Below are 23,573 nucleotides of genomic sequence, written 5' to 3'. Positions count from 1 at the left end.
TCGCCTCATCACATTGGGATAGCCTTGAATTATTAGCGATCCCACCCCTAATCCCTGACACCCAAGCCCTAACACCTAACTAATCTCTATCCCCTAGTCCCTAGTCTCTGCAAATGCTGCAACTGGAAAAGTCCCTACAGATCGTGACAATGCCAACATCAACTGAGGAATCGTATGAACTCTGTCGTCAAATAACTGCTGAATACGGCAAAACCTTTTATTTGGCAACACTATTGATGTCAGTCCCCAAGCGACGGGCGATTTGGGCAATTTATGCCTGGTGTCGGAATACCGATGAATTGGTGGATGGGGCGGATGCAGATGAGACTACTCCAGCTACACTCGATCGCTGGGAAGCGCAGTTGGAAGGGATGTTCAGGGGTATTCCGACAGATAGTTATGATGTAGCATTGGTCGATACGATCGCCAGATTTCCCGATTTGGAGATTCAACCTTTTCGCGATATGGTGACTGGACAGCGGATGGATCTGCGGAAAAATCGCTATGACAGCTTTGAGGAATTGTCGCTCTACTGTTATCGAGTCGCTGGTACGGTGGGAATAATGTCTAATGCGATCGTGGGGATCGATGAAAGTCAATTTACCGCCCCCTGGAATTGTCAGAACATCGAGATTCCGCTAGAACAAGCTGTGGCTTTAGGAATTGGTAAACAGTTGACTAATATTCTTAGGGATGTGGGCGAGGATGCCGAGCGGGGAAGGATTTATTTACCTTTGGATGAGTTGGCACTATTCAACTATACCGAGCAAGACTTGATGAATCAGGTTGTCAATGACAATTGGCGAGCCTTGATGAAGTTTCAGATCCAACGCGCTCGGAAATACTATCAGCAAGCTGAAAGTGGGATTAGTCGTCTCAGTCCTGACGTACGTTGGCCAGTGTGGGCAGCTTTATTACTATACCAACAGATTTTAGACTCGATCGAGCGTAATGATTATGATGTGTTTACTCGCCGCGCTTATGTAAGTACACCCAGAAAGTTATGGTGTTTACCTGGCTCCTTCATCCGCGCGCAGGTGAAATAAGGGGATATTTTTGGCACTTTAGTTCGATCGTTGTTGTCAGTAATAGTGTCCTCGTTTTTATTCACATCTGCAACTATAAGTATTGCTCTTAATTGCTTGCAGTATATTATGGTGGCTGTTATCAGCGATCGCCAATTTTAACTGAGAGTACACCCTGTCTGCTCTTAAATATTTGCCCGCGCGATCGATACCATACCAAAATTGCACCTAACCATAGTTATTTACGTGAGTATTTTATTCAATGCAAATCCCGATTAAAAAGTCCGATTTCGTACTAACTCCGTATATGAAGAGTAACGATATTTGGGCAACTTATCAGGTTCTGAATACTGTTGTTCCTTATATCTTACTCTGGGTTTTAGCTGTAAAGGTTGCTCCAATTTCGATTTGGCTTTTACCGCCAATTATAGTTTTAATGGCACTGTTTTCAGTGCGATGTTTTTCGTTAATGCACGATTGTGGGCATTATTCGCTCTTTAACTCCAAAAAAGTCAATAGATGTGTGGGTTTTGTGCTTGGTGTTATCAATGCCATTCCCCCTTACGCATGGGCGAGAGATCATGCCTATCACCACAAAACTAATGGAGATTGGGAGCGGTATCGCGGTGTTGCCGACTTTATTTCTACTGATGAGTTTTCCAAATTAAGTTTAGCCGATCGACAGTTTTATGAATTGCTACGACATCCATTGATGGCGATTCCTGGAGGTTTTTTCTACTTAGCAATTCAGCCTAGGCTGACATTAGTTCTCGGTATTTACGATCTGATAAAGGAGCTATTTACTTGTATAAAGCAAGATGCTGGATCGGGTTTATCAAAAATCGTTGCTAATCATCAGTCAAAACATTGGCAGACAGCGGCTGAGTTCTGGGATTTGCTACTTAACAATATTTGTGTGCTGGGCGGGTCGATCGTCCTTTGCCATTTCTTAGGGGCAGGTTTCTTCGTGAGTGTTTACTCGCTCGTGTTGACTCTGGCTGCGGTAATCTTCATCTATCTGTTCTTTGTCCAGCATATTTTTGAAGGTACTTATGCTCACAAAACAGCGGATTGGGACTATCTATTAGGCGCGATCGAGGGTAGCAGTTATTTAGAGTTACCAACAATTTTCAAGTGGTTTACCGCAGACATTGGCTATCACAATATTCATCATCTGTCAGAACGAATCCCTAACTACCATCTCGAAGCTTGTCACAACGAAAACATTCACTTGCTCTCGAACGTAAAAACCCTGCGGATCGCTGACATGCTCGACTGTGCCAAATTTATTCTGTGGGATGCGGCTACCGATCGATTGGTATCTGTAGCATCATTTCATCAAGCAGCGATCAACACAGAAAAAGAATATCAACTTCAACCGATCGCTGTAGAGATAAAGTAATTACGATGAAGATCGGGATATTTTTTATCTCTCAATTACCAAAAATTTTGAGGCTCGATCTCGATGAATTTATTTCTGCTCGCGCTGGCAATTCCACTGGCAATCCTGACGGTCGGGATCGCGCTGTATCTGGCTACTGCTCGTCCTTATCAGTCTTCAGATTCTGTTGCTACTTCCTATGATGAATGGACAGAGGATGGGATTTTAGAGTTTTACTGGGGCGAACATATTCACTTGGGTTATTATGGTTCGCCGCCACAACAGCGAGATTTCTTGACAGCTAAAGCTGATTTTGTCCATGAGATGATGCGCTGGGGTGGTTTAGACGGTTTACCTGCTGGGACTACGGTGCTAGATGTGGGTTGTGGGATTGGCGGTAGCAGCCGGATTCTAGGACGAGATTATGGGTTTGCAGTTACGGGGATCACGATCAGTCCTGGGCAAGTACAACGCGCCCAACAGCTTACACCACCAGAACTAAATGTGCGGTTTCAAGTCGATGATGCGATGGCATTATCATTTCCCGACGCGAGTTTTGATGTGGTGTGGTCGATCGAGGCTGGCCCCCACATGCCTGACAAAGCAGTTTTTGCTAGAGAGTTGATGCGGGTACTCAAGCCAGGTGGTGTGCTGGTTGTCGCTGACTGGAATCAGCGGGACGATCGTCAAATTCCGCTAAATTATTGGGAAAAACCCGTAATGCAGCAACTCTTGGATCAATGGTCACATCCGGCTTTTTCGAGTATCGAAGGCTTTTCCGAGCTGTTGGCAGCAACAGGCTTTGTCGAGGGCAATGTAACTACCGCCGACTGGACGGAACAAACTCTGCCTTCATGGTTGGATTCGATCTGGCAAGGGATCGTTCGTCCTCAGGGTTTGGTAAGTTTTGGTGGGGCGGGATTTATTAAGTCTTTGCGCGAAGTCCCAACGATTTTATTGATGCGGTTGGCTTTTGGGGCTGGATTATGCCGATTTGGGATGTTTCGGGCACGCAGATCTCAGACTGGGACACAGGAATCTCCGGCTTCGGAGCAATTAACAGCAGGAAGTCGGGCGGTGTGAGGTTAAAAGCCAGATCCCCGACTTCTTAAAGAAGTCGGGGATCTGTCCGCAGCGATCGCCCACACATCAACCGCGATCGAGCGCAGGGAGTGTCAAAACCCATCAACCAGAGGTCGGATTGCCGCTCTTAATCCTAAAGAAACTCTTTAGAAATAAAAACTTTGACGCATTGTTATTGGCTAACCTACCAATCGAGTTGTTAAATTGTAGAGAGTTGTTAAAAAACTTATAGATTTCGGTCGGTTCGCGGTGAGTAAGACTCACTTAACATTGTCTATGACTTCGCTCCAAGATCGTAATAATTTAGTCGCTACTAACAACTCTATTGAATCTGGTGCCGAACTGCGACCGATGGATCGATCGGACAGTGCGACTCGGATCTGGCTCTACTCTGGCATCTTCTGGATGTCAGTAACGATGTTAATCGGTCTGATCGAAGCAGTCAAACTGTTTTATCCAGAATTCTTGCAGGGGATCCCGATGCTGGCATACGGTCGCCTTCGTCCCGTACACATCAATATCGGTCTATTTGGCTTCATGAGTATGGGTTATCTGGGAGCGACCTTTTATATGGTGCCTCGGCTGACCCAAACACCTCTGTTTTCAGAACGCTTGGGGTCGCTCACAGCATGGGTCTGGAACTTCAATTTGGTGGGTGGCTGTCTGGGAATTTTGATGGGCTACAGCAAGGGGAAAGAATATACTGAGATTCCCTTTCCCTTTGATATGATTATCGGGCTATTGGTGATTGCGATCGCCGGAAACCTATTTTCTACCATTACAATGCGGCGGGAACAGCGGGTATATGTATCACTATGGTATATTCTGCTAGCGATTATTCCCTTCCCGATCTACTACACCTTGGGCAATGCCTCGAAGTTTAGCGGGATTGAAGACGCCATCATTAATTGGTTCTATAGCCATAACCTGTTTGGGATTTGGCTGACCACTCTGGGTCTAGCAACGCTGTATTACATCGTACCCAAGCAAGTCAACAAGCCGCTGTACAGCCATATCGTCTCCTTTGTGGGGTTCTGGTCATTGGCAGCATTTTATCCGTGGAATGGCGGACATCATGTGATCTGGGGGCCTGTGCCGATGTGGGTGATGACGGCTTCAGTGACAGCCTCGATCGCGATGTTTGTGCCGACATTTGCCACGATGGTCAACTTTGGTGGTACAGCTTGGGGCACATGGGCGATTATGCAGCGAGATATCGGTTATCGATTTAGTTTGATGGCTTATGCTTGCTATGTGGGCGCGTCGTTGTGGGGGACTGGTTTAGCGGTGATGTCACTAAATGCCAAACTGCATTTTACCAATATGACGATCGCTCATGTCCATTTAGGATTTCTGGGATTTGGCGTACCTGGATTGATTGCCTTTACTTACTTCTATATCGAACGATCGCTCAAGCTCAAATACTCGCGTCCGCTGGCGGAATGGCACTTTTGGTTGACCATGCTAGGGATCGTCGGCTATGTCGTCTCGATGGGAATTAGTGGTTGGGTAGAGGGATCTGCCTGGGAAGCGGGAAATTCGCCCCAAGGTACGATGGTCGATCGCTATCCTTATCACGTTGCGCGGGCGATTAGCGGTCTGATCGTACTGCTAGGACAGTTTCTATTTGTAACTAATGTTGTCAAAACTGTCAACGCTCCGGCTGCTCTGACCGAAACTGCTCCCGATGCTCTTCAAAGCTAGAGCATCACTATCTAAGGTTACATATGAGATACACTCGCGTTTTTCCAATTGTCATCGTTTTATCGATTCTGTTTGGACTTGCCTTCACCGGACTGGTAATTGCGCCAGGATTTGCATCGGATATCGCTCGTGCGCCCACGGTGGGCTTGGTAGCTTATACGGCACCTGAAGCCAGAGGTCGGAAAATATATGCGCGTGAAGGCTGCGTTTACTGCCATTCTCAGCAAGTCCGAAATGTCAAAGCAGATGAAAATATGGTGGCATCATATGGGGTTTCTAAAGCAGGAGACTACTTCTATGACACGCCGCACCTACTCGGTACCGGACGCCAAGGGCCAGATCTTTCCAATGAAGGGCGGATCTGGCGACGAGATATCGGGCAACCTGCTAGAGATTATCTGATCGCACATTTCATCAATCCCCGTCAGTACAATCCCAGTTCGATCATGCCCTCCTTTGACTATCTCTCAGAGCAGGAATTATCCGATTTGACGGACTATATTCAATCTTTGGGAGCATGGAAAGATAATGTCCCAGCGGAGGTAGCATCATGATTGGAATATGGCTGGCGATGACTCAGGCCCATCCAGAGCAAGCCCACATGGGCAGTTGGCTGGGAATTGGTGACGGCACATTAATTATGTGGTCGTTGGTGTGGGTGCTACTACCGATCGGTTTTCTGGCGGTACTGTCGTTGATTTGGGCGACCAAAAACGGTCAGTTTCGCGATGCTCAAGAAATTGCTGAACGTCAGTTAAAAATTGAAGATTGAGTCATGCTTGAGAGGCTGTTTTCCCCTTGCACTAAATTAGTTCTAGTTCAGCACCGCTGGAATTTCCAGCCCGAATATAGGTTAAATTGAGGATGAGAATGTTATGAAAGTCTTAATTGCAGCCGATATTTCGCCTACCGCCGTTCAAATTTGCGAGTTTCTCGAAAACTATTTGAAGCCTTTGGCAGATGAGGTTCCAGAGGTAACTGTCCTACATGTTTATGAGCCGGAACTAGATTACTCTGAAGATGCGCCAACTCAAAATTGGCAAGCGGTGCCCAAGAGCGAACATGAGTTGCGCCATATTTTTCAACCGTTGGCAGCAACCTGTAATTTGCAATATGTGGTAGTGAATGAGGCTCTAGGCGATAGTATTCTCAAACATGCTGCAACAGTCGATCTAGTCGTGATGGGACGGCGACGACGGGGGCAAATGCTAGAGATGGTGACGGGAAGTTTGAGTCAATACGTGCTACATCGCGCACCTTGCCCAGTGCTAATCGTCCCCGAACCTACTGCGCGTCAGCTAGCCCATAAGATCCTCGATCGCGAATCTTCGCAGCCGATTATCATGTCCACGGAGTCATTAGCACGGCTGAAGGTACTGATTGGGGTAGCTCAAGCCGATGGCGGTATCGATCCGCAAGAACGGCTCTGGCTGGAATCCAATGTCCGACAACGGCATTTTCCAGAGGAGCTAGTTTGGGAAACGCTACTAGCAGAATCGATCGATCTAACTCATGAGCTAGCGAAAATTTCCGATCCAGCCGAGCAAGAATTGACCTATTACGCTGCCTATTTGTTAGCGAATGTCGATGGTAACTATCACGACGAGGAACGAAGATCGATCGATCTCATCGCTGCGGCGTTTAACTTGACATTAACAAAAGTCGAGCAGTTACAAGGCTTGGTCGATCGCATCTCTAGCTTCCAGTATGGCGATAAAGTGCAACCGATCCTCGATCCGCAACAAAGATTGCTGGCGATCGAGCAAAAAATCCTCCGCTATGCGATGGCTACTGCCGTCTTAGGGGCAGATCCATCCCCACTATTAAGCTCCTACACACAGTCGGCGGCATTAGGGCTACAAATGATTCTAATTGCCGAAATTGCGGATATTTGGGGCGAGAGTGAATTTTCAGTCAAGCCATTTTTTGAGGAAATGGTTGGGAGCTTGGGGCTAGTCAGTGCTTGGTTGATGGCGTTAGACATGGCGAAGCTGGTGCCCAATGTGGGCGCGAGTCTGGGAGCCGTGGATGCGTTTACAGCGACTTGGGCGATGGGACAGACGACTGCTGCTTACTTTGAGGCTGCTTATTCTGAGCCAAAGGTAGCTCTAGCAGCGGCATCCCTCCGGCAATTATTCAAGCAAAATCGGAAGTCCGCTGAAACTATTTACGATCTCAACGAACTAGCAGTAGGCGAACACAAGCGCGAACATGCGGCCCAAATCAAGTTACTCACCGAGGGTTTGAGAACGGGGAAACTCACCGCCCAAGTCTACCAGAATCGTCTCCAACAGCTTCTCTTAACTGAAAAGCATCCCCAGCTCAGTATGTTGTAAAGAGGATGGTTTAAGGTCAGTGTCTCCTGACGGCGAGACGGAGCCTAGAGACTGAAGTCTCCGCTCATGATGCAAAGTCCGCCTACGCGGACTAGTTTATACAGTCCGGGTAGGCAGGCTTTTGCCGCTCGCGGCAACAACCGGACTTTGTGACGTTAGCCCCGATTTCAATTGGAGGCGGCTGGAACAGAGCAAATATCCTTAAATCGTTGGCGTAGCTTCTCCGTCAAGAGATGCCGACGTTAATTAGTCCGCATAGGCGGACTAATTGGGGCTTGCTGAAGATCTCAGCAAGCCAATCACTGCAAGGGTTTTGAGCCTTTTTTCAGAAATCAAGTGCAAGGTTTTGACGTTGAAAGGCTCAGAACCCTTGCACTCGATCGCTTGAATCTGGCGATCGAGTGAGAATATTTGCAACAAAACCATTTTTTAGCAAGGAGTTCAGGCTTTAGAACAGCATCAGGGACTAATTCAGCAAGCCCTATTTAAGCTCTGCATTACCCCGTAAATAATTCACAAGCAATATATACAGAGGTAAACTGAACTGATTCTAATAACTTTGCCCAACCCCAATCATCGATCTGTTCTACACATTCCTGGTACTTAGGATCGTTTACAGAAATTAAAGCTGTCAACATCTCGATCGCGATTTGACTTAATATTTGGGCGATCGCATTAGCTCCTACCAGATCGCCCCCTTTGACTAATTTACTCTTCTTGGCTACTACTTGACAAGCCTCTCTAATCGCCTGTGCAGCAGCTTGTTTTTTGCTAATGTCATTGCTAGACAATTGGGGAAAATAATGCTCGATCGAGTCCCATTCTGGTCGGAGATTGCGAATTAATAACTCAACCGTATGCAAATATATACCCAGATCGATAATTAGATCGGTAGCTTTTGCCTGTCTAGCCAAAAATAGTCCGCCAGCTAATACCAATTGCGGACAACTATAGTTGAAAGCATCACCGACTTTTCCCCATTTTTGATATAAATCTGCTGTACTGAGTTGCTGGTAATTGGGATTTACTTGGAGTGACAAACTAACTGGAAAATAACTAGCGATTAGCTCGATATCTAACTGCTCGGTAAGAATTTGGGTACGGTTACAGTGATATTGAGTAGATATATTTAGCTTTTGATTGGCAAGTTTTTCAAGGATCTTTTCACCATAAGTAGAGGGTTCGATGCCGATACTCAGATCTGTTAATGGTTTCTCCTCGACTGCTAGCCTTTGATACAATTCGCCGAACTGATTTCCGCCTTGGGTGAGTGCAATTAGGGGAATAGAATAGTTATGTTTATCATCATCAGGTAACGAAAATTCATCGCCCCACATCGTAAATAATAAAGGTGGACTCCAGTACTCATTTTGTAGCTCTCTAGCGATCGATCTGATCGCCATCGGACACCATGCACTCTCACCCAAATGACTGGCTACATCCTCAATCTTTACATCCCAACAATAAGCTAGCAACTCATCAGCTACTCCAAATGGATAAGGTAATCCCGCCATCTGTCTAATTTGGGTATTGACATCAATGTATAAATCTCGTTTGGGTAAAGCTTTTTTCATGCCACGATCCTGAATGGCGATCAGATCGAGCAATTCTTTCCGCTGCTGAGATTTGAAAAACCACAAGGGATATAATGAACCAATTGCAGTTGTCACAATTTGGATATATCGATCGCTATCGAGGTAGATAATCCGCTGAATCAATGACTCTCGATCGGCTCCTGTCATCGATACTTGTGGCGGTTGGATTCCTACCCAGAGATCTTTTAGCTGTGCCAGATTAGTTTGACTGCTGAAGTTTTCCCAGCCACCATTGAGCGCGACTAATTGAATGGCATAGTCCCCCCATTGTTCGAGATAGCGATCGTATTTACTATCCTTTTTACCGCGCCTAGCTTCAGGTTCGAGCGTTTTGTGTCGATCGATCGCCAGATCCAATAGTTTATTCAACCGCTGTAATAAGTTATTCGGCGCATCCAACCCATAAAAACTCCGACACTGATAAATCGAATTGAGCGGACTTTCACCTTTTTCTACGGATTTCCCACAAAACCAGATCTCCCAAGCTTTCTTACTAATTCCCACTACTGGCTCACGATCTATTTCACCAGTCGGTTTGGCAAACAAGCTACTCAACTGGAGATCGGCTACCAATTGTTTGACGGGATAGCGATGCTCCGTCCCCCCGATTTCTCGCAATTGTGCAAGTACTACCATCCATCGCAGGTGATCTGCCAATAATTTTGGCACTTGCATAGACTGGTTTTTGTTGGTAGTTGTCGTCATGGGGATAGGAAGTCAGGGAGGGGAGTAATGGGATAAAATGCGATCTATTAATTTAAGTACAGATAGCTGTGATGACTGGAGAGCTGCATGTTTTTGTCTACGGTACGCTCAAACCTGGGGCAGCTAATTTCGACCGCTATTGTGGCAATAAAGTCGTTAATAGCCACCGTGCCTATATTTATGGAGAAAATTGTACGATCTACCTTTGTTCGGCTATCCAGGGGCAATTCATGGCATTAGAAAAGTGTATGGATTTGTGATGTCATTTAATGACATCACAATCTTGCAGAAATTGGATGAACTCGAAGACTACGATCCTCAACGGCAGCCAGTAGAGAACGATTATACCCGTGAATTAGTCATCACATATCCACTTACCGGAAATTCTCGTATCCTTGCTTGGGCGTATTTGATGACTCCCGATCGAATTCAACGATCGGGTGGTATTTTCCTCCCTAACGGCTGGTGGTAAAGCCAGCTCCTCAATCCCTCTAATTACTCCCAAACCATCCACCATTCACCATTCACCATTCACCATTCACTGTCTTGAAAAGGTGCTCTACTTGGGGAAACCCCAAGAACGCACTTTTCGCCATCCACCATCCACCATCCACCATTAACTCAATTGTCGATCGGTCAGTTACACTATAAGAGCATAGAACTGTATTCGGAGTAAATATGATTCAACGTCGTTCGCATTCTCACTTTGACTCGATTCAGATTGCTTATCGAGCTGAGGAACTGATTGGCGCAGCTTCTAATCGCTACAAAATTACTGTTCAAGTGGCAAACCGTGCGAAAAAACGCCACCGCTATGAATCCGATAATATTGACGATCCTTCGATCAAGCCCGTAATGCGTGCCATTATCGAGATGTCTGACGAGCTAACTCAGCCAGAGATTTTGGGAGATTAGAGCCAGAGAGTAGGAGCGATAATTGCTTCTACTCTTTTTTGTATTATAATACTTGCATTAATGTCGCTTTTGGCGCGGACAATCTGTCGGTAAGTTTTCACACCAAATCTATGCAAAAAGTCTTGAAATCGGGCATTGGGTGGCGAATCGGTTGGAATCCAGTAAGTAAGTATCAAGGATTAGTTGGTAGTGACGATTGGGCGTTTGAATTGGCGGCTCAGGAGCTAGAAGATTTTTGTCGGTTGCTAGGGCAATTAGTGGATAATATGCGATCGATCCAGGCAGAATTGATGGATGAAGAGAGTATTACCTGTGAAGCAGAAAGCGAACTAGTGTGGATGCAGGTAGAGGGACTACCCACCCAGTACAGCTTGAGACTAATTTTAAATACCGGACGTAGTTGTGAGGGCAATTGGGCTGCTGATGTAGTTCCTGAATTAATTGTTGCTACCCAGAGCGTCGAGTTTTTTTGATTTAGGTGGCTGCGATTTTCAATTAATCAAAGCTTAAACAATCGTTAACCTAATTATAATCAATCAGTGAGTAAGGTTGCGTTAAGATGCTTCTGATATCAAAAAAAGTTAAGAATACGCCTAACAGCTATCGTCGGAACTTGTGACTTTGAAATCAGTCAATCGTAACTGCTCTAAATAAATCTGACAGCTTCAACTATGCAATTCACTAATTTCGGTCGGCTTACTACTCTTGCGGCAGTAGCAGTATCAGTTTTAGGCACTCAACTAGCAGCTATGGCTGATGTAACTCTCAGTGGTGCAGGAGCTACTTTTCCCCAAGCTTTGTATGAGAGATATGCGCGGGAAATTCGGAAAGCTCATCCAGATATAAAAATGAACTATCAAGGAGTTGGTAGTGGTGGTGGTATCAAACAAACGATCGCTGGTACGGTAGATTTTGGGGCAAGTGATTCTGCCATGACCGACGCAGAAATGGCGCAGGTAAAAGGTGGCGTATTGTTGATCCCGACTGCTGGCGGTGCGGTATCTGTCGCTTACAACCTACCAGGTGTCAAGGGTCTCAAGCTTTCCAATAAAGCCTTGAGCGGAATTTTCCTGGGCAAAATCACCACCTGGAATGACCCAGCGATCGTTCAAGACAACAAAGGTCTAAACCTACCAAGTACCGCAATCAAGCCTGTTGTCAGAGCTGATGGTAGTGGTACTGCTTTCATCTTTACCAATCATGTCAGCGCGATCAGTCCTGAGTTCAAAGGGGCAGTTGGTGCAAGCAGAGACCCAAAATGGTCGTCAGGCTTTTTGAAAGGTAAAGGTAATCCTGGTGTTGCTGCTACGGTAAAACAAACTCCAGGCGGAATTGGTTTCATGGAGTATGATTTTGCGCTCAAAAACGGACTCAGCTCGGTAGCAGTTCAAAACGGTAGCGGCAAATATGTAGCTCCGTCCCTCAAAGCTGCCAATCAAGCTCTGTCTGACATTGAGTTTCCAGCGAACTTCCGCGCATTTGACATCAACTCCAAACAAGGATATCCGATCGTGGGTATGACTTGGTTATTGATTCCCAAAGTTCAAAAAACGCCTGCTAAAGCTCAAGCAGTCAAAACCATGGTGAAGTGGATACTCACCAGCGGGCAGCAGTTCAACGACGATCTCAGCTTCACTTCGGTTCCTAGTGCTGTTGCCCAGCGCGCGATCTCAGTTGTTGAATCCAGTGTGAAATAATCTAAATTTAACAATGTCGTCTCCTCAAAACTTATTTGTACCTACGCCTACCAAAGATAGTTTGGATAGGCGTAATAACTCTCCCAAAAACGATCTAGCCGATCGATTATTTCGCTATCTGATGTATGCAGCCAGCGGCTTATCGGTGGCTATTTTCTTTTTGATGGTCTGGAAGATTGTCGAACGTGCTCTGCCTGCGATTCAGCAGTTTGGCTTGGGATTTCTGTTCGGTCAGGAATGGAATGTTACAGATAGTAAATTTGGTGCCTTACCACTGATTTACGGCACGATCGGTAGTAGTATCATCGCGCTAGTTATTGCTGTGCCGATCGGCTTGGCGGTAGCTATCATCACTAGTGAGGATTTATTGCCGCAACGGTTACGAACGGTTATCGCCTTCACGATCGAATTAATTGCGGCTATTCCTAGTGTGATTTTTGGATTGTGGGGATTTTACTCCTTCATCCCCCTACTACTACCCGTGCAACAATTTTTGCACGCCAACTTCGGCTTTATTCCCTTATTTGGTAAACAACCAACCGGATCTGGACTGATGACAGCCGGACTCTTGTTAGGAATCATGATTCTGCCAACGATGGCGGCTGTGAGTCGGGAAGTCTTATTAGTTGTTCCTGGTTATCTCCGCACAGGCTCGATGGCACTGGGATCTACTCGCTGGGAGACAATCTTTAGAGTCATTTTACCGACAGCTTTTTCAGGTATTCTCGGCGCGGTGATGTTGTCATTGGGACGCGCTCTCGGTGAGACGATGGCAGTGACAATGGTGATTGGTAATACCGAAAATATTAGTGCTTCAATCTTTGAGCCAGCAAACTCGATTCCCGCCATCTTGGCGACGAAATTTGCCGAAGCTGATGGTCTCCATACTGCTGCACTCACTTATTTAGTACTGATTCTATTTGTTATCACTCTCAGTGTCAATATTGGCGCGATCGGATTGGTGAGATTGTTAGAACGTGGGGGAAAATCTTAATATGAAACAGTCATCGGTAGCGAGTAAATTAATAACGCCCTTGTCCCCCCAGCGCACCTTCTTCGATCGGGGCATGACCGTCTTTGCTTTTGGATTGACGCTCGTTGGTATACTACCACTGATTTCAGTGTTGTGGAATATCCTGGTCAAAGGATTTCCCGGATTGACAGTAGCAATGTTTACTAAAGAAATTATTGATGATGGTTTTGCTAACGCAATTGTCGGTACATTGACGATGGTAGCGATCGCCTCTTTGTTGAGTATTCCGCTCGGTATTGCTACTGGGATCTATCTAGCAGAATACGAACCTAATAGTAAAATCAATCGTAATATTAGATTCTTGGTCACAATTCTCACAGGTGTCCCGTCGATTGTGGTGGGGATTTTTACCTATGACGTAATTGTCTTAACTACCAAGGAATTAGATAGCCCGTTTTTCTTTGGCAATAAACTATTTGATTTCAATTTTAGTTACAGTGCGCTGGCTGGTGGGATGAGTTTGGCAATCATCATGCTGCCAATTATTGCGCTGACGACAGAGGAAGTACTAAAGCTGGTACCTAATACTTATCGGTTTGCTTCATCTGGACTGGGTGGAAGTCGATTTCAAACCATTACCCGCATCATTTTACCGACGGCACTACCAGCGATCTCCACAGGGGTCTTGTTGGCGATCGCGCGCGCGAGTGGCGAGACAGCTCCGCTACTATTTACGGCTCTCAACGCTCAGTACTGGGCAGAAAATCTGTTGAGTCCTACCGCTTCGCTACCCGTCCTTATTTTCAACTTATACAACGATCCAGACCCAGTTAAAAATCAGTTGGTCTGGACTGCATCTCTATTTTTACTAGGAATAGTTTTAGCAATCAACTTACCTACCCGACTATTGTCTAATCGAGGGAGATAGCCCAGGTAGCCGTCATCGATTGTATTCTTAAAGCTAAATTTTTGACGATCGAAACACTGCGACTCACATGTCATCGACTGTATTATTCTTAAAGGTGAATTTTTTATGCTCGAAACACAGCAACCAACAAAAGAACTCGAAACAGCAATTCAAGTCAACAACTTGAGCTTTTTCTACGGTACGACCAGAGCAATAGAAAGTGTCAACATGACGATCTTAAAAAATCATGTGACGGCAATCATCGGCCCATCTGGTTGTGGCAAATCTACTTTTATTAAAGCACTCAATCGGATTGGTGAACTAGAGGGTAAAATCAAAACCGAAGGACAAGTTGAGCTATATGGACAAGATATCTATCACCCCCAAGTTAATCTCAATCAATTGAGACGACAGGTAGGAATGGTATTCCAAAAGCCCAATCCTTTCCCGATGAGCATCTATGAAAATGTTGCCTACGGGGTCAAAATTGGCGAGGAGAAGGTGCAGCGATCGGAACTTGACAATATTGTCGAATCTGCTTTGCAGGGCGCAGCAATCTGGAATGAAGTCAAAGACAAATTACATAAATCAGCACTAGGACTATCGGGGGGACAACAGCAAAGAATTTGTATCGCTCGCGCTCTGGCTGTGAAACCGAAAGTTCTGCTGATGGATGAACCTTGTTCGGCACTAGATCCGATCGCAACCATCAAAATCGAAGAACTGATCCATAGTTTACGCAACGATCTAACGATCGCGATCGTTACTCACAACATGCAGCAAGCGGCACGGGTGTCTGACTATACTGCCTTTTTTAGTACCGATGAAAGTCGGATCGGGCGGATGGTAGAATTTGGCGAAACCAAGCAGATTTTCTCATTCCCAGTCGATAAGCGTACCAATGATTATGTATCGGGTCGGTTCGGCTAATCATCATCCATTCCAAGATGTTAAACTAAATCCCCGACTTCCACGAGAAGTTGGGGATTTAGTGTCATGGGCATCTAAAATTTAAGTAATAGTTTTAAATAGATTGGGGCTGCTGATGTTAATAGGTCAATGGTTGGGATTATTCGCTCTAGTAGTGTCGCTATGTATACTCTGGCAAATTCGTCAAGTACTATTGATAGTTTTTGCAGCGATAGTTTTTGCCACAGCCCTAAATAAGCTAGCCCGAAAAATTCAGTATCAGTTTAAGCAGTCACGGACAATCGGCATACTTGCAGCGATCGGGATATTTAGTACGATTTTAGTTGGCTTTTTTATTCTGATCGTACCGCCATTTATTACTCAGTTCCAAGAATTAACGGCGACAAAGTTTCCCGCAATTATTCAGTCTGCCGATCGATGGCGGACTAGTATTCAGTCTTATATTCCAGCTCCACTACTTCCTTACTTACCAAACCTAGAAGATCTCGATCGACAGATTCAGCCACTGTTAAAGTCGATGGCGGGACAATCGCTGACATTATTTTCTAGTTCTTTAGCAGTAATTCTCAATCTCCTATTTGTAGTAATTCTGACGATTATGCTATTGGCTCAACCCAATGCTTATCGTCAAGTATTTATCTCGCTATTTCCGAGCTTTTATCGACGGCGCGTGGATGGGATTTTAACTGAATGTGATGTCTCGCTGGGTAAGTGGGTCGGAGGTGCTCTCCTGAGCATGGTAGTGGTGGCTGTACTCAGTTTGATTGGTTTATTAGCCTTGGGTATTCCCCTCGCTTTAGCTCAAGCGATCCTGGCGGGGTTACTCAATTTTATTCCCAATGTCGGGCCGACGATGAGTGTAGTGATGCCGATGGCGATCGCATTACTCGATGAACCCTGGAAAGCTGTAGCGATCTTGGTTATTTACCTGCTAATTCAACAATTTGAGAGTAATTTACTGACGCCATATATTATGTCGCAACAAGTATCTTTACTACCAGCACTCACCCTGATCTCTCAAGTATTTTTTACGACATTCTTTGGTTTCTTGGGTTTATTATTGGCACTACCACTAACTGTAGTTGCCAAAATCTGGATTAATGCTGTGTTGATCGAGGATATCCTCGATCGCTGGCAGGAGCGGCGCGGCATCAATCCTAAATCTAGTGGTGGTGAAGAAGTTATCGATCCGTTACCCGATCGAATCGGCGAAACCGAAATAGTCGTTACTAGCAAAGAAAGCTAATACTGCGATAACCCGTGGGTACCCTCAGATCTATGCTTTCACTAGTCTCTATGTATTGGTGCAAGATGTGAGTTAAGTTTGTTGGCGAACGAAAACTCTTTGGACAAGGCTTTGCAGAGTGCTGACAGATCGTATTTACCAATTTTGGCATTGTCCATCCAGTATCGAACACAGCTATTGCGAACAAACAGAGCAGTACGAATCGCTTCATCAATGAGGCGGTATTGCTGTGCGGTTCCAGATAGTTTGAATTCGTAGACTAGCATTATGCTTTATCGGTTTACAACCAATACTGTAGCGTAAAACTAAGAATAAATCAACGAATCGAACAAGGTGATATCATTGGCTTAAAGGCGTTAGGCAACTGGGCGGGTTCCCCGACCAGCAGGCTAAAGCCGCACGCGAAAGTCTTTCATCCCTGCTCTTCAGAGACAGGGCTTTCAGACATCCCGCCCTCTTCTGGTAACAAGTAGATGCCGATGATGACCGCCAGCCAACTTAGCCACCCAGCAATAAATCTCATCCAAAAAGATGTACCCAGAATAGATTGCTGCTGAGTCGGATCTGCGACTAATCGGCGGACTACTACTACATCTAGACCTAGATTTGCTAATGGATTAAATATTGCCACAAAAGCTATTGCATAGTTGAGCAGCCCAAACTGCTGTACGCCTAAATAACGAGCAACCCAAATCCCAACTACTAACCCAAAACCCATCCGCAGAATTCGATCTGCAAACAGCCAACTAATATTAGCTAAAATTTTGTGTAACCCAGTACGACCTTTGAGAAGTGATACTTTTTGAATTACTTTGGAAATAAATATAGCGATCTAGAAGCCAACTATTAGATTAACGATGATGTATTGAGACTAGAGCGATTCTCATCGTCTCAGACACAGCCAATGTGATATGTTTGAGCGGGTGGGAATTTCTACTTATCTCTTCTAGCGTCGATCATCATCCTGACAATATCCGCTATTTTATGTTTTGCTCCCCAGCCGAGCTGTTCGCGGGCTTTTTTTGGCGATCCTCGACTAACCGCAATATCAGTCGGTCTCCGTAGCTCCTTGTCACTAATCACATACTCGCGCCAATCCAAACCTACCAGTCGAAAAGCGATCTCAATAAATTCGGCTAATTTATAACTCTCTCCAGTAGCAATGACATAATCATCAGGCTGCTCTTGTTGAAGCATCAAGTGCATCGCTTCTACATAGTCCTCAGCCCAACCCCAATCCCGCTGAATATCAATATTACCTAGATACAACTTGTCCTGCTTGCCTGCGGCGATTCTACAAGCACTAGAGATGACTTTCTGCGTCACAAATCGCTCTGGTCTTAATGGTGAATCATGATTGAATAAAATCCCCGAACAAGCAAACAAACCATAAGCTTCTCGATAGTTCGCAACTTCCCAAAATGCAGTTGCTTTAGCCACTGCATAGGGACTCCGAGGTGAAAAAGCTGTGGACTCATCAGCCGCCGCACCATTGATATCCCCAAACACCTCACTCGAAGCAGCATTATAAAATCTAATCGGTTCCCCAATAAACCTAATTGCCTCTAAAATATTTAGTGTGCCCACTGCAATACTTTCTAATGTCTCTACTGGTTGCTCGAAAGACAGCCCTACAGATGTTTGACCAGCGAGATTGTAGACTTCATCAGGTCGGGTCTTAAACAATACTTGCAGTACACTCCGAAAATCATTGAGTGCTGTAGATTCTAGCTGAACCCGATCGCGAATCTCCAAATACTCCAAATTCCGAAATGAGGAAATCTGAGCGTCCCGCGAGGTACCGCAGACAGTATACCCTTTACTCAGCAGTAGCTTGGCTAAGTACGCACCGTCTTGTCCTGAAACTCCAAAGATAAGTGCTTTTTTATTCATCCGTCTTGATTGAATGTATTTACATTGGCACCGTTGTGCCTGAGCAGCAAGGTAATCCCGACTGACAACTGTTGATGTGTCACCCGATCGAGCTTGTAATCGGCACAACTGAATTGAAACCGATTTGTCATCAGTATAGTTGGTTTTTAACCAGTCTTTAAATAGTTGACAGTTGACTGGGCGATCGCCTGCTGAATAAGTAGATAAAGTAATATAAAAAATTCAATAGATTTACGCTATTTTACTGAGTTCTGGTATGGTGGTGAAATTAGTAACTGAGGAATAACTGACAAATCGATCCAGATGATTTGGATATCTACAAGCGATTGCCATCACATCTGATGCAGTCCTATTAAAAATAGAGTTACTTTCGGTCAGATAATTCTAGAATTTAGTAGGAACGACTTATGTTTACGCCATTTTGAGTGAACTGAATTAAGATGATTAGCTGATTTAAAGTATAATTTCATCAGCTAGGATTGGGGATAGTGAATCGAACTTAAATCGTCACACTATGCAGTTTCTATAAAATAGCTTTATTAGCAATAATTTAAGATATACTTGGCACGGTCATAATTTGAGGTTAGGGTGTGGGGTGTGGGGTGTCGGGTGTCGGGTGTCGGGTATGGGGACATTATCGATAGATCGTGTTTTTATCAAAAGCGCAAGCTTTGACCGTGCCAAGTATAGCTAATTATTAATTAAACTTAGAGCTAGTTTCAAAAAAAATAGTGTTACTTTAAGTTTAGTGAGCTACATTTCAAAAGACTAAAAGTCCGATCGCAATCCAGTATAAATTTATTAATGTTTTCTTACCTATTACCAGAAATTAAGCTTTCCCTGGAATTCTCTGAGCGCAAGCTGCTACTTAGTCTTGCCGATCTTAGTTTAGTCGCCAGTGGCATTATCGGTGCTCTCTGGTATTGGACTGGTCGAGCTAACCGAGCATTTAATTGGGATCTGGTGAGATCCCAGTCTTTGTGGATCGTGGCAATGGGGATCGGTTGGTTGGTGTGGATGTTTGTCAACGATCTATACGATCTGCGGATTGCCGTGAAGCTCAAACGCACTCTCCAGCGGATTGGATGGGGTTGCGCGATCGTCGGGATCGTTTATCTGATTTATTACTTTGTGACAGCATCAGCACCATTGAGCGAGGAATCGTTTTCGCTGAGGTTTGCACCCGCACTCGCAATCGTGTTTACAAGCATCTTCTTGTCAATATGGAGAACGATTTATGCTGTATTTTTGGGGATGGGACATGCTAGCCAACGCGTGGTGATTGTTGGGGCTGGAGTGACAGGGACGATTCTGGCAGAAGCTTTTGGATACTATCCTCATTATCAAGCGATCGGATTTATTGATGATAATCCACAACTTCATGGTAGGGTGTGTCAGAATATCCCGATTTTGGGCGATCGTCACAATCTGCTCCAGGAAATCGATCGTCATCAGGTGGATGAGATCGTGTTGGCAATTAGCAGTCCGATCGATCGAGAATTGCTCCAGCTCTTGGCAAATTTTCACGAGCGGGGGATTGCGATTACGCCCATGCCTGTACTCTATGAGCAACTAACGGGCAAAGTAGCTGTCGAACATATCGGCAGTCAATGGTACTCCGCTCTTCCGCTCAAAAAGAACCCTTTCGACACATTTAATCGGATCGGTAAACGGTGTTTGGATCTCATTTGTGGAGTGGCGATCGGTTCGATACTTGCAGTGGTATTTCCCTTTGTGGCGATCGCGATTAAACTAGATAGTCCAGGGGCAATTTTTTATAAACAAGAACGCGTCGGACAGTATGGCGCTAAATTCACTGTTTAGAAGTTTCGATCGATGGTGCAAAATGCCGAACGGAATGGGAAAGCCCAATGGGCAGTCAAAGGCGACGCTCGGATTACCAAAGTCGGCAACTTCATCCGCAAAACTCGACTAGATGAGTTGCCTCAAGTATGGAACGTGTTGCGGGGAGAGATGAGTATGGTCGGGCCGCGCCCCGAACGCTATGCTTTTATCAAGGATCTGCAACAGCAAATTCCTTTCTATCGGACTAGACTGGCTGTTAAGCCCGGATTGACTGGATGGGCACAAATTAACTACGGTTATGGCAGCACGATCGAAGATGCTCTAATCAAGCTTCAGTAGGATCTGTACTATCTCAAGCATTGGTCGCCGTGGTTGGATTTCAAAATCTTATTACGGACATTTTCAGTAGTTTTAAAAATGAAAGGGCAGTAATGTTTGTCAAGCATCAGTACGCTACACTTTTAGATATTCCCAGTTCGCTATCATTGCCAAAAGTAATCTTTCTCGATGCCTTTGGGACACTATTTGGCGTACGGGGCAGTGTCGGACATATCTATAGTCAAATAGCTAGTAAATATGGTGTCAATTGCTCACCCGAATTAGTCAATAAATACTTCTATACAGCTTTTAAAAACTCCACTCCCTGTGTTTTTCCTGGTGTGCCCACTTCAGACATCCCCATGTGCGAGTATCAGTGGTGGCGAGACATCAACCGTCAGACTTTTACCGCTATTGGAGCCATCGAGCAGTTTGCCGACTTCGAGCTATTTTTTAAAGAGTTGTATTGGTACTTCACCACTCCAGCCGTGTGGGAAATTTATCCCGACACGATCGCGGCTCTAACGAACTGGCAGCGATCGAACGTACAATTAGGGATATTATCCAACTTTGACTCGCGGCTGCATACCGTGCTCAAAGTCTTGGACTTAGATGGCTACTTTTCGACAGTGACAATCTCTACCGAAGTTAGCGCAGCCAAACCAAATGCCGAAATCTTCACCGCAGCTTTGAACAAATATCAATGTTTGCCTCAATCCGCATGGCACATCGGCGATAGCCTCGAACAAGACTATCTGGGTGCCGATAATGCTGGCTTAACGGCAATCTGGTTGAATCGGCGTTAAGCCACTACCGCCGAGCCGCGTTTTGCTCTAATCTAGAGGGTAATAATATCCTGACCTATAAATTGGAGTCGATCGACGTGAGTAGCGTTACAGTCATTAATGATGCACAGTTTCAGAACGAAGTTTTACAAGCAGACTTACCTGTATTAGTATATCTTTGGGCTGCATGGTGCGGGCCTTGTCGATTAGTTTCGCCCTCGATTGACTGGATTGCTGCCAATTATGGCGATCGAGTCAAGGTTGTCAAGATGGAAATAGATCCCAATCCCGAAACTGTCAAAACTTACAAGGTAGAAGGTGTTCCCGCCATTCGATTATTCAAAGGTAAAGAACTGGTTCATACGTTAGAAGGTGCGATCACTAAAGATAAGTTGACAACGATCCTCGATCGTAATCTCTAATACTTCCTAAATAGTGACAAATTAGTACCGACAAGTCTCATAGTTGATGTAGGGTGTGTTAAGCACAAGCCGCATGAGTACCAATGTTTAATACCAGCGATCTGATTTAGGATTACTATATCCAGAGGGTGGGGTTGAAATTCCCACCCTAATAACCCAACTATCAATTATCAAGTATCAATTATCAATTATCAACTAAATACGAACTCCTAACTGAATTTACATGCGTTTTTCTCAACGGCTCCAACCACTAAAAAGCAATGTATTCGCCGATATGGATCGGGCAAAAGGACGAGCGCGGGCATTGGGACAGGAGATAATCGATCTATCATTGGGTTCGTCAGATTTGCCCACCCCACCGCATGTAATCGAGGCAATTCAGTCAGCTTTAGTCGATCCGAGTACTCACGGTTATTTGCTCTTTAATGGTACGCGGCTGTTTCGCGAAGCTGTGGCGAATTGGTATACCAACAAATACGGGGTAAGCGTAGATCCAGAGACAGAAGTATTGCCACTGATTGGTTCTCAAGAGGGTACAGCACACCTACCCCTAGCCATCTTGGAACCTGGAGATATTGCCCTGCTGATGGATCCTGGTTATCCCTCTCATGCGGGGGGTGTGTATTTGGCAGGGGGTGAAATTTACCCGATGCCGTTACGCGCCGAAAACGGATTCTTGCCTGTATTGGGGGATATTCCGGCTGCAACCCTGGCGAAATCTCGCATGATGGTATTGAGCTATCCGCACAATCCTACCACCGCGATCGCGCCGCTAGCCTTCTTTGAGCAAGCAGTCACTTTTTGTCAGCAGCACGATCTGGTACTGGTGCATGATTTTCCCTATGGAGATCTGGTATTTAGCGATCTTCAGGTACCATCGATATTTCAGGCGGATCCAGTCAAAAGTGTCTCGATCGAGTTTTTTACGATGTCTAAGTCCTATAATATGGGCGGATTTAGAGTCGGCTATGCGATCGGTAATCGGGAATTAATTCAAGCTTTGCGCCAAGTTAAAGCGGTAGTCGATTTTAATCAATACTTAGGTATTCTACACGGTGCGATCGCGGCTCTCAATGGCGAACAGATGTGCGTCCACAATACAGTCGATACCTTCAAACAACGGCGCGATACCTTTGTCAAAGCCTTACACGATATCGGTTGGTACGTTCCTACACCCGAAGCGACGATGTATATCTGGGCAAAACTACCCCCGCAATGGGCACACAGCTCGATCGATTTCTGTACGGAGTTAGTCTGTCAAACAGGTGTGGCTGCTTCCCCTGGGATCGGCTTTGGCAAGAGCGGAGAAGGCTATGTCAGATTTGCCTTGGTACACGAGCCAGCTAAATTGCAGCTTGCAGTCGATCGCATGGCGAAATTTTTGTAGTTCGGGTTTATCATCCTATCCTGCGTTCGATCGAAGTTACTTTCTCTACTGATTGGCATCCAGCCAAGCCAACAAATCACTCATCTGACTAAAATCTAATAATGCCTCACCTAGAGATTCTACTCGATCGATGGGGAGACTATTTACTCGTGCCATCGGCTCAAGATTGAGATTTCCTAGCTTGCGATTTAGAATTCTGATAACTAAGGCTCGTCCCTCCTCAACGCGCCCTCGATCTCGTCCCTCAATACGCCCTTCAATACGTCCTTCTTGTAAAATCTCTTGATAAATTACTGATTCACGCATCACATCACTCCTAATGATTCTTCTAATTAGGGCTTGCTGAATTAGTCCCTGATGCTGTTCTAAAGCCTGAACTCCTTGCTAAAAAATGGTTTTGTTGCAAATATTCTCACTCGATCGCCAGATTCAAGCGATCGAGTGCAACGGTTCTGAGCCTTTCAA

The 23,573-nt window shown here is 45.2% G+C and carries 24 protein-coding genes and 2 pseudogenes; 20 read left to right on the top strand and 6 right to left on the bottom strand.

What is annotated here, in order from left to right; genetic code table 11:
* Nucleotides 1-113 precede the first annotated feature (113 nt).
* The 7 genes from ACEW9J_RS03595 to ACEW9J_RS03565 all read left to right on the top strand — a co-directional run bounded on the left by ACEW9J_RS03595 (nucleotide 114) and on the right by ACEW9J_RS03565 (nucleotide 7,529).
* A complete protein-coding gene (locus ACEW9J_RS03595) occupies nucleotides 114-1,046 on the top strand; it encodes a phytoene synthase (protein WP_373543772.1) in 933 nt (310 codons plus the stop codon).
* A gap of 241 nt (nucleotides 1,047-1,287) precedes the next feature.
* Nucleotides 1,288-2,427, top strand: coding sequence for a fatty acid desaturase (locus ACEW9J_RS03590; RefSeq protein WP_373543771.1), 1,140 nt, complete (start codon nucleotides 1,288-1,290; stop codon nucleotides 2,425-2,427).
* 63 nt (nucleotides 2,428-2,490) lie between these two features.
* Nucleotides 2,491-3,489: a methyltransferase domain-containing protein gene (locus tag ACEW9J_RS03585; RefSeq protein WP_373543770.1), complete on the top strand. Its 999-nt coding sequence runs from the start codon at nucleotides 2,491-2,493 to the stop codon at nucleotides 3,487-3,489.
* Between the two features lie 276 nt (nucleotides 3,490-3,765).
* Nucleotides 3,766-5,193 carry a cbb3-type cytochrome c oxidase subunit I gene (locus ACEW9J_RS03580; RefSeq protein ID WP_373543769.1) on the top strand — a complete coding sequence of 476 codons (1,428 nt, stop codon included), beginning with the start codon at nucleotides 3,766-3,768 and terminating at the stop codon, nucleotides 5,191-5,193.
* Nucleotides 5,194-5,216: 23 nt separating this feature from the next.
* Nucleotides 5,217-5,747 (top strand): cbb3-type cytochrome c oxidase subunit II, encoded by a 531-nt coding sequence (locus tag ACEW9J_RS03575; protein ID WP_373543768.1) that lies wholly within the window; start codon nucleotides 5,217-5,219, stop codon nucleotides 5,745-5,747.
* The gene (locus ACEW9J_RS03570) at nucleotides 5,744-5,965 is read left to right on the top strand and encodes a cbb3-type cytochrome oxidase assembly protein (protein ID WP_373543767.1); all 222 of its coding nucleotides are present in this window, start codon (nucleotides 5,744-5,746) and stop codon (nucleotides 5,963-5,965) included. The genes ACEW9J_RS03575 and ACEW9J_RS03570 overlap by 4 nt, the downstream gene beginning before the upstream one ends.
* A gap of 103 nt (nucleotides 5,966-6,068) precedes the next feature.
* Nucleotides 6,069-7,529: a DUF533 domain-containing protein gene (locus ACEW9J_RS03565; RefSeq protein WP_373543766.1), complete on the top strand. Its 1,461-nt coding sequence runs from the start codon at nucleotides 6,069-6,071 to the stop codon at nucleotides 7,527-7,529.
* A 264-nt stretch (nucleotides 7,530-7,793) separates the two neighbouring features.
* Here the strand turns inward: ACEW9J_RS03565 and ACEW9J_RS03560 are convergent, their stop codons facing one another.
* Both ACEW9J_RS03560 and ACEW9J_RS03555 read right to left on the bottom strand, forming a co-directional pair.
* Nucleotides 7,794-7,955: a hypothetical protein gene (locus tag ACEW9J_RS03560; protein ID WP_373543765.1), complete on the bottom strand. Its 162-nt coding sequence runs from the start codon at nucleotides 7,953-7,955 to the stop codon at nucleotides 7,794-7,796.
* A 71-nt stretch (nucleotides 7,956-8,026) separates the two neighbouring features.
* Nucleotides 8,027-9,799 (bottom strand): hypothetical protein, encoded by a 1,773-nt coding sequence (locus ACEW9J_RS03555; RefSeq protein WP_373543764.1) that lies wholly within the window; start codon nucleotides 9,797-9,799, stop codon nucleotides 8,027-8,029.
* Nucleotides 9,800-9,900: 101 nt separating this feature from the next.
* Between ACEW9J_RS03555 and ACEW9J_RS03550 the strand changes: the two are divergent.
* From ACEW9J_RS03550 to ACEW9J_RS03510, 9 genes and pseudogenes are all read left to right on the top strand, one after another.
* Nucleotides 9,901-10,301, top strand: a pseudogene (locus ACEW9J_RS03550) (gamma-glutamylcyclotransferase).
* Complete coding sequence (locus tag ACEW9J_RS03545; RefSeq protein WP_373543763.1) at nucleotides 10,270-10,449, top strand: hypothetical protein; 180 nt, start codon at nucleotides 10,270-10,272, stop codon at nucleotides 10,447-10,449. The pseudogene ACEW9J_RS03550 and the gene ACEW9J_RS03545 overlap by 32 nt, the downstream one beginning before the upstream one ends.
* A 58-nt stretch (nucleotides 10,450-10,507) precedes the next feature.
* Complete coding sequence (locus ACEW9J_RS03540) at nucleotides 10,508-10,744, top strand: DNA-directed RNA polymerase subunit omega (RefSeq protein ID WP_015161319.1); 237 nt, start codon at nucleotides 10,508-10,510, stop codon at nucleotides 10,742-10,744.
* A 110-nt stretch (nucleotides 10,745-10,854) separates the two neighbouring features.
* Nucleotides 10,855-11,217 (top strand): DUF1818 family protein, encoded by a 363-nt coding sequence (locus tag ACEW9J_RS03535; RefSeq protein WP_373543762.1) that lies wholly within the window; start codon nucleotides 10,855-10,857, stop codon nucleotides 11,215-11,217.
* Between the two features lie 198 nt (nucleotides 11,218-11,415).
* Nucleotides 11,416-12,441, top strand: coding sequence for a phosphate ABC transporter substrate-binding protein PstS (gene pstS / locus ACEW9J_RS03530; RefSeq protein ID WP_373543761.1), 1,026 nt, complete (start codon nucleotides 11,416-11,418; stop codon nucleotides 12,439-12,441).
* Between the two features lie 13 nt (nucleotides 12,442-12,454).
* A complete protein-coding gene (pstC, locus tag ACEW9J_RS03525) occupies nucleotides 12,455-13,435 on the top strand; it encodes a phosphate ABC transporter permease subunit PstC (protein WP_373543760.1) in 981 nt (326 codons plus the stop codon).
* Between the two features lies 1 nt (nucleotide 13,436).
* Entirely contained in the window at nucleotides 13,437-14,342 is a 906-nt protein-coding gene (gene pstA / locus ACEW9J_RS03520) for a phosphate ABC transporter permease PstA (protein WP_373543759.1), read from the top strand.
* A 105-nt stretch (nucleotides 14,343-14,447) separates the two neighbouring features.
* Nucleotides 14,448-15,251 carry a phosphate ABC transporter ATP-binding protein PstB gene (gene pstB, locus ACEW9J_RS03515; protein WP_373543758.1) on the top strand — a complete coding sequence of 268 codons (804 nt, stop codon included), beginning with the start codon at nucleotides 14,448-14,450 and terminating at the stop codon, nucleotides 15,249-15,251.
* A 115-nt stretch (nucleotides 15,252-15,366) separates the two neighbouring features.
* A complete protein-coding gene (locus ACEW9J_RS03510; RefSeq protein ID WP_373543757.1) occupies nucleotides 15,367-16,497 on the top strand; it encodes an AI-2E family transporter in 1,131 nt (376 codons plus the stop codon).
* A gap of 412 nt (nucleotides 16,498-16,909) precedes the next feature.
* Here ACEW9J_RS03510 and ACEW9J_RS03505 read toward each other — a convergent pair whose 3' ends face one another.
* From ACEW9J_RS03505 to ACEW9J_RS03495, 3 genes are all read right to left on the bottom strand, one after another.
* On the bottom strand, nucleotides 16,910-17,248 hold the full coding sequence (locus ACEW9J_RS03505; protein WP_373543798.1) for an oligosaccharide flippase family protein: 339 nt from the start codon (nucleotides 17,246-17,248) through the stop codon (nucleotides 16,910-16,912).
* A gap of 182 nt (nucleotides 17,249-17,430) precedes the next feature.
* A complete protein-coding gene (locus ACEW9J_RS03500) occupies nucleotides 17,431-18,390 on the bottom strand; it encodes a GDP-mannose 4,6-dehydratase (protein ID WP_373543756.1) in 960 nt (319 codons plus the stop codon).
* On the bottom strand, nucleotides 18,387-18,521 hold the full coding sequence (locus ACEW9J_RS03495) for a hypothetical protein (RefSeq protein ID WP_373543755.1): 135 nt from the start codon (nucleotides 18,519-18,521) through the stop codon (nucleotides 18,387-18,389). Before ACEW9J_RS03495 ends, ACEW9J_RS03500 begins: the two co-directional genes overlap by 4 nt.
* 673 nt (nucleotides 18,522-19,194) lie before the next feature.
* Here ACEW9J_RS03495 and ACEW9J_RS03490 point away from each other — a divergent pair.
* The 4 genes and pseudogenes from ACEW9J_RS03490 (at nucleotide 19,195) to ACEW9J_RS03475 (ending at nucleotide 23,108) form a co-directional block, all read left to right on the top strand.
* Nucleotides 19,195-20,628: pseudogene (locus ACEW9J_RS03490) on the top strand (sugar transferase).
* Nucleotides 20,628-21,320, top strand: a complete 693-nt coding sequence (locus tag ACEW9J_RS03485) for an HAD-IA family hydrolase (protein WP_373543754.1) — start codon at nucleotides 20,628-20,630, stop codon at nucleotides 21,318-21,320. The pseudogene ACEW9J_RS03490 and the gene ACEW9J_RS03485 overlap by 1 nt, the downstream one beginning before the upstream one ends.
* A 77-nt stretch (nucleotides 21,321-21,397) precedes the next feature.
* Nucleotides 21,398-21,721 carry a thioredoxin family protein gene (locus tag ACEW9J_RS03480; protein ID WP_373543753.1) on the top strand — a complete coding sequence of 108 codons (324 nt, stop codon included), beginning with the start codon at nucleotides 21,398-21,400 and terminating at the stop codon, nucleotides 21,719-21,721.
* A gap of 223 nt (nucleotides 21,722-21,944) precedes the next feature.
* On the top strand, nucleotides 21,945-23,108 hold the full coding sequence (locus tag ACEW9J_RS03475; protein WP_373543752.1) for an LL-diaminopimelate aminotransferase: 1,164 nt from the start codon (nucleotides 21,945-21,947) through the stop codon (nucleotides 23,106-23,108).
* Nucleotides 23,109-23,153: 45 nt separating this feature from the next.
* Here the strand turns inward: ACEW9J_RS03475 and ACEW9J_RS03470 are convergent, their stop codons facing one another.
* Entirely contained in the window at nucleotides 23,154-23,414 is a 261-nt protein-coding gene (locus tag ACEW9J_RS03470) for a DUF4351 domain-containing protein (RefSeq protein WP_373543751.1), read from the bottom strand.
* Between the last annotated feature and the right edge of the window lie 159 nt (nucleotides 23,415-23,573).

Origin of the sequence: Chamaesiphon sp. (genome assembly GCF_041737865.1) — a bacterium.
Taxonomy (GTDB): domain Bacteria; phylum Cyanobacteriota; class Cyanobacteriia; order Cyanobacteriales; family Chamaesiphonaceae; genus Chamaesiphon.
The sequence above is the reverse complement of the archived record's forward strand: the minus strand, read 5'-3'. Positions and strand labels throughout refer to the sequence as shown.

Coding starts and splice junctions, on each gene's coding strand:
- ACEW9J_RS03595 (WP_373543772.1), top strand. CDS start 114: ATGCTGCAACTGGAAAAGTCCCTACAGATCGTGACAATGCCAACATCA.
- ACEW9J_RS03590 (WP_373543771.1), top strand. CDS start 1,288: ATGCAAATCCCGATTAAAAAGTCCGATTTCGTACTAACTCCGTATATG.
- ACEW9J_RS03585 (WP_373543770.1), top strand. CDS start 2,491: ATGAATTTATTTCTGCTCGCGCTGGCAATTCCACTGGCAATCCTGACG.
- ACEW9J_RS03580 (WP_373543769.1), top strand. CDS start 3,766: ATGACTTCGCTCCAAGATCGTAATAATTTAGTCGCTACTAACAACTCT.
- ACEW9J_RS03575 (WP_373543768.1), top strand. CDS start 5,217: ATGAGATACACTCGCGTTTTTCCAATTGTCATCGTTTTATCGATTCTG.
- ACEW9J_RS03570 (WP_373543767.1), top strand. CDS start 5,744: ATGATTGGAATATGGCTGGCGATGACTCAGGCCCATCCAGAGCAAGCC.
- ACEW9J_RS03565 (WP_373543766.1), top strand. CDS start 6,069: ATGAAAGTCTTAATTGCAGCCGATATTTCGCCTACCGCCGTTCAAATT.
- ACEW9J_RS03560 (WP_373543765.1), bottom strand. CDS start 7,955: ATGGTTTTGTTGCAAATATTCTCACTCGATCGCCAGATTCAAGCGATC.
- ACEW9J_RS03555 (WP_373543764.1), bottom strand. CDS start 9,799: ATGCAAGTGCCAAAATTATTGGCAGATCACCTGCGATGGATGGTAGTA.
- ACEW9J_RS03540 (WP_015161319.1), top strand. CDS start 10,508: ATGATTCAACGTCGTTCGCATTCTCACTTTGACTCGATTCAGATTGCT.
- ACEW9J_RS03535 (WP_373543762.1), top strand. CDS start 10,855: ATGCAAAAAGTCTTGAAATCGGGCATTGGGTGGCGAATCGGTTGGAAT.
- pstS (WP_373543761.1), top strand. CDS start 11,416: ATGCAATTCACTAATTTCGGTCGGCTTACTACTCTTGCGGCAGTAGCA.
- pstC (WP_373543760.1), top strand. CDS start 12,455: ATGTCGTCTCCTCAAAACTTATTTGTACCTACGCCTACCAAAGATAGT.
- pstA (WP_373543759.1), top strand. CDS start 13,437: ATGAAACAGTCATCGGTAGCGAGTAAATTAATAACGCCCTTGTCCCCC.
- pstB (WP_373543758.1), top strand. CDS start 14,448: ATGCTCGAAACACAGCAACCAACAAAAGAACTCGAAACAGCAATTCAA.
- ACEW9J_RS03510 (WP_373543757.1), top strand. CDS start 15,367: ATGTTAATAGGTCAATGGTTGGGATTATTCGCTCTAGTAGTGTCGCTA.
- ACEW9J_RS03500 (WP_373543756.1), bottom strand. CDS start 18,390: ATGAATAAAAAAGCACTTATCTTTGGAGTTTCAGGACAAGACGGTGCG.
- ACEW9J_RS03495 (WP_373543755.1), bottom strand. CDS start 18,521: ATGACAAATCGGTTTCAATTCAGTTGTGCCGATTACAAGCTCGATCGG.
- ACEW9J_RS03485 (WP_373543754.1), top strand. CDS start 20,628: ATGTTTGTCAAGCATCAGTACGCTACACTTTTAGATATTCCCAGTTCG.
- ACEW9J_RS03475 (WP_373543752.1), top strand. CDS start 21,945: ATGCGTTTTTCTCAACGGCTCCAACCACTAAAAAGCAATGTATTCGCC.
- ACEW9J_RS03470 (WP_373543751.1), bottom strand. CDS start 23,414: ATGCGTGAATCAGTAATTTATCAAGAGATTTTACAAGAAGGACGTATT.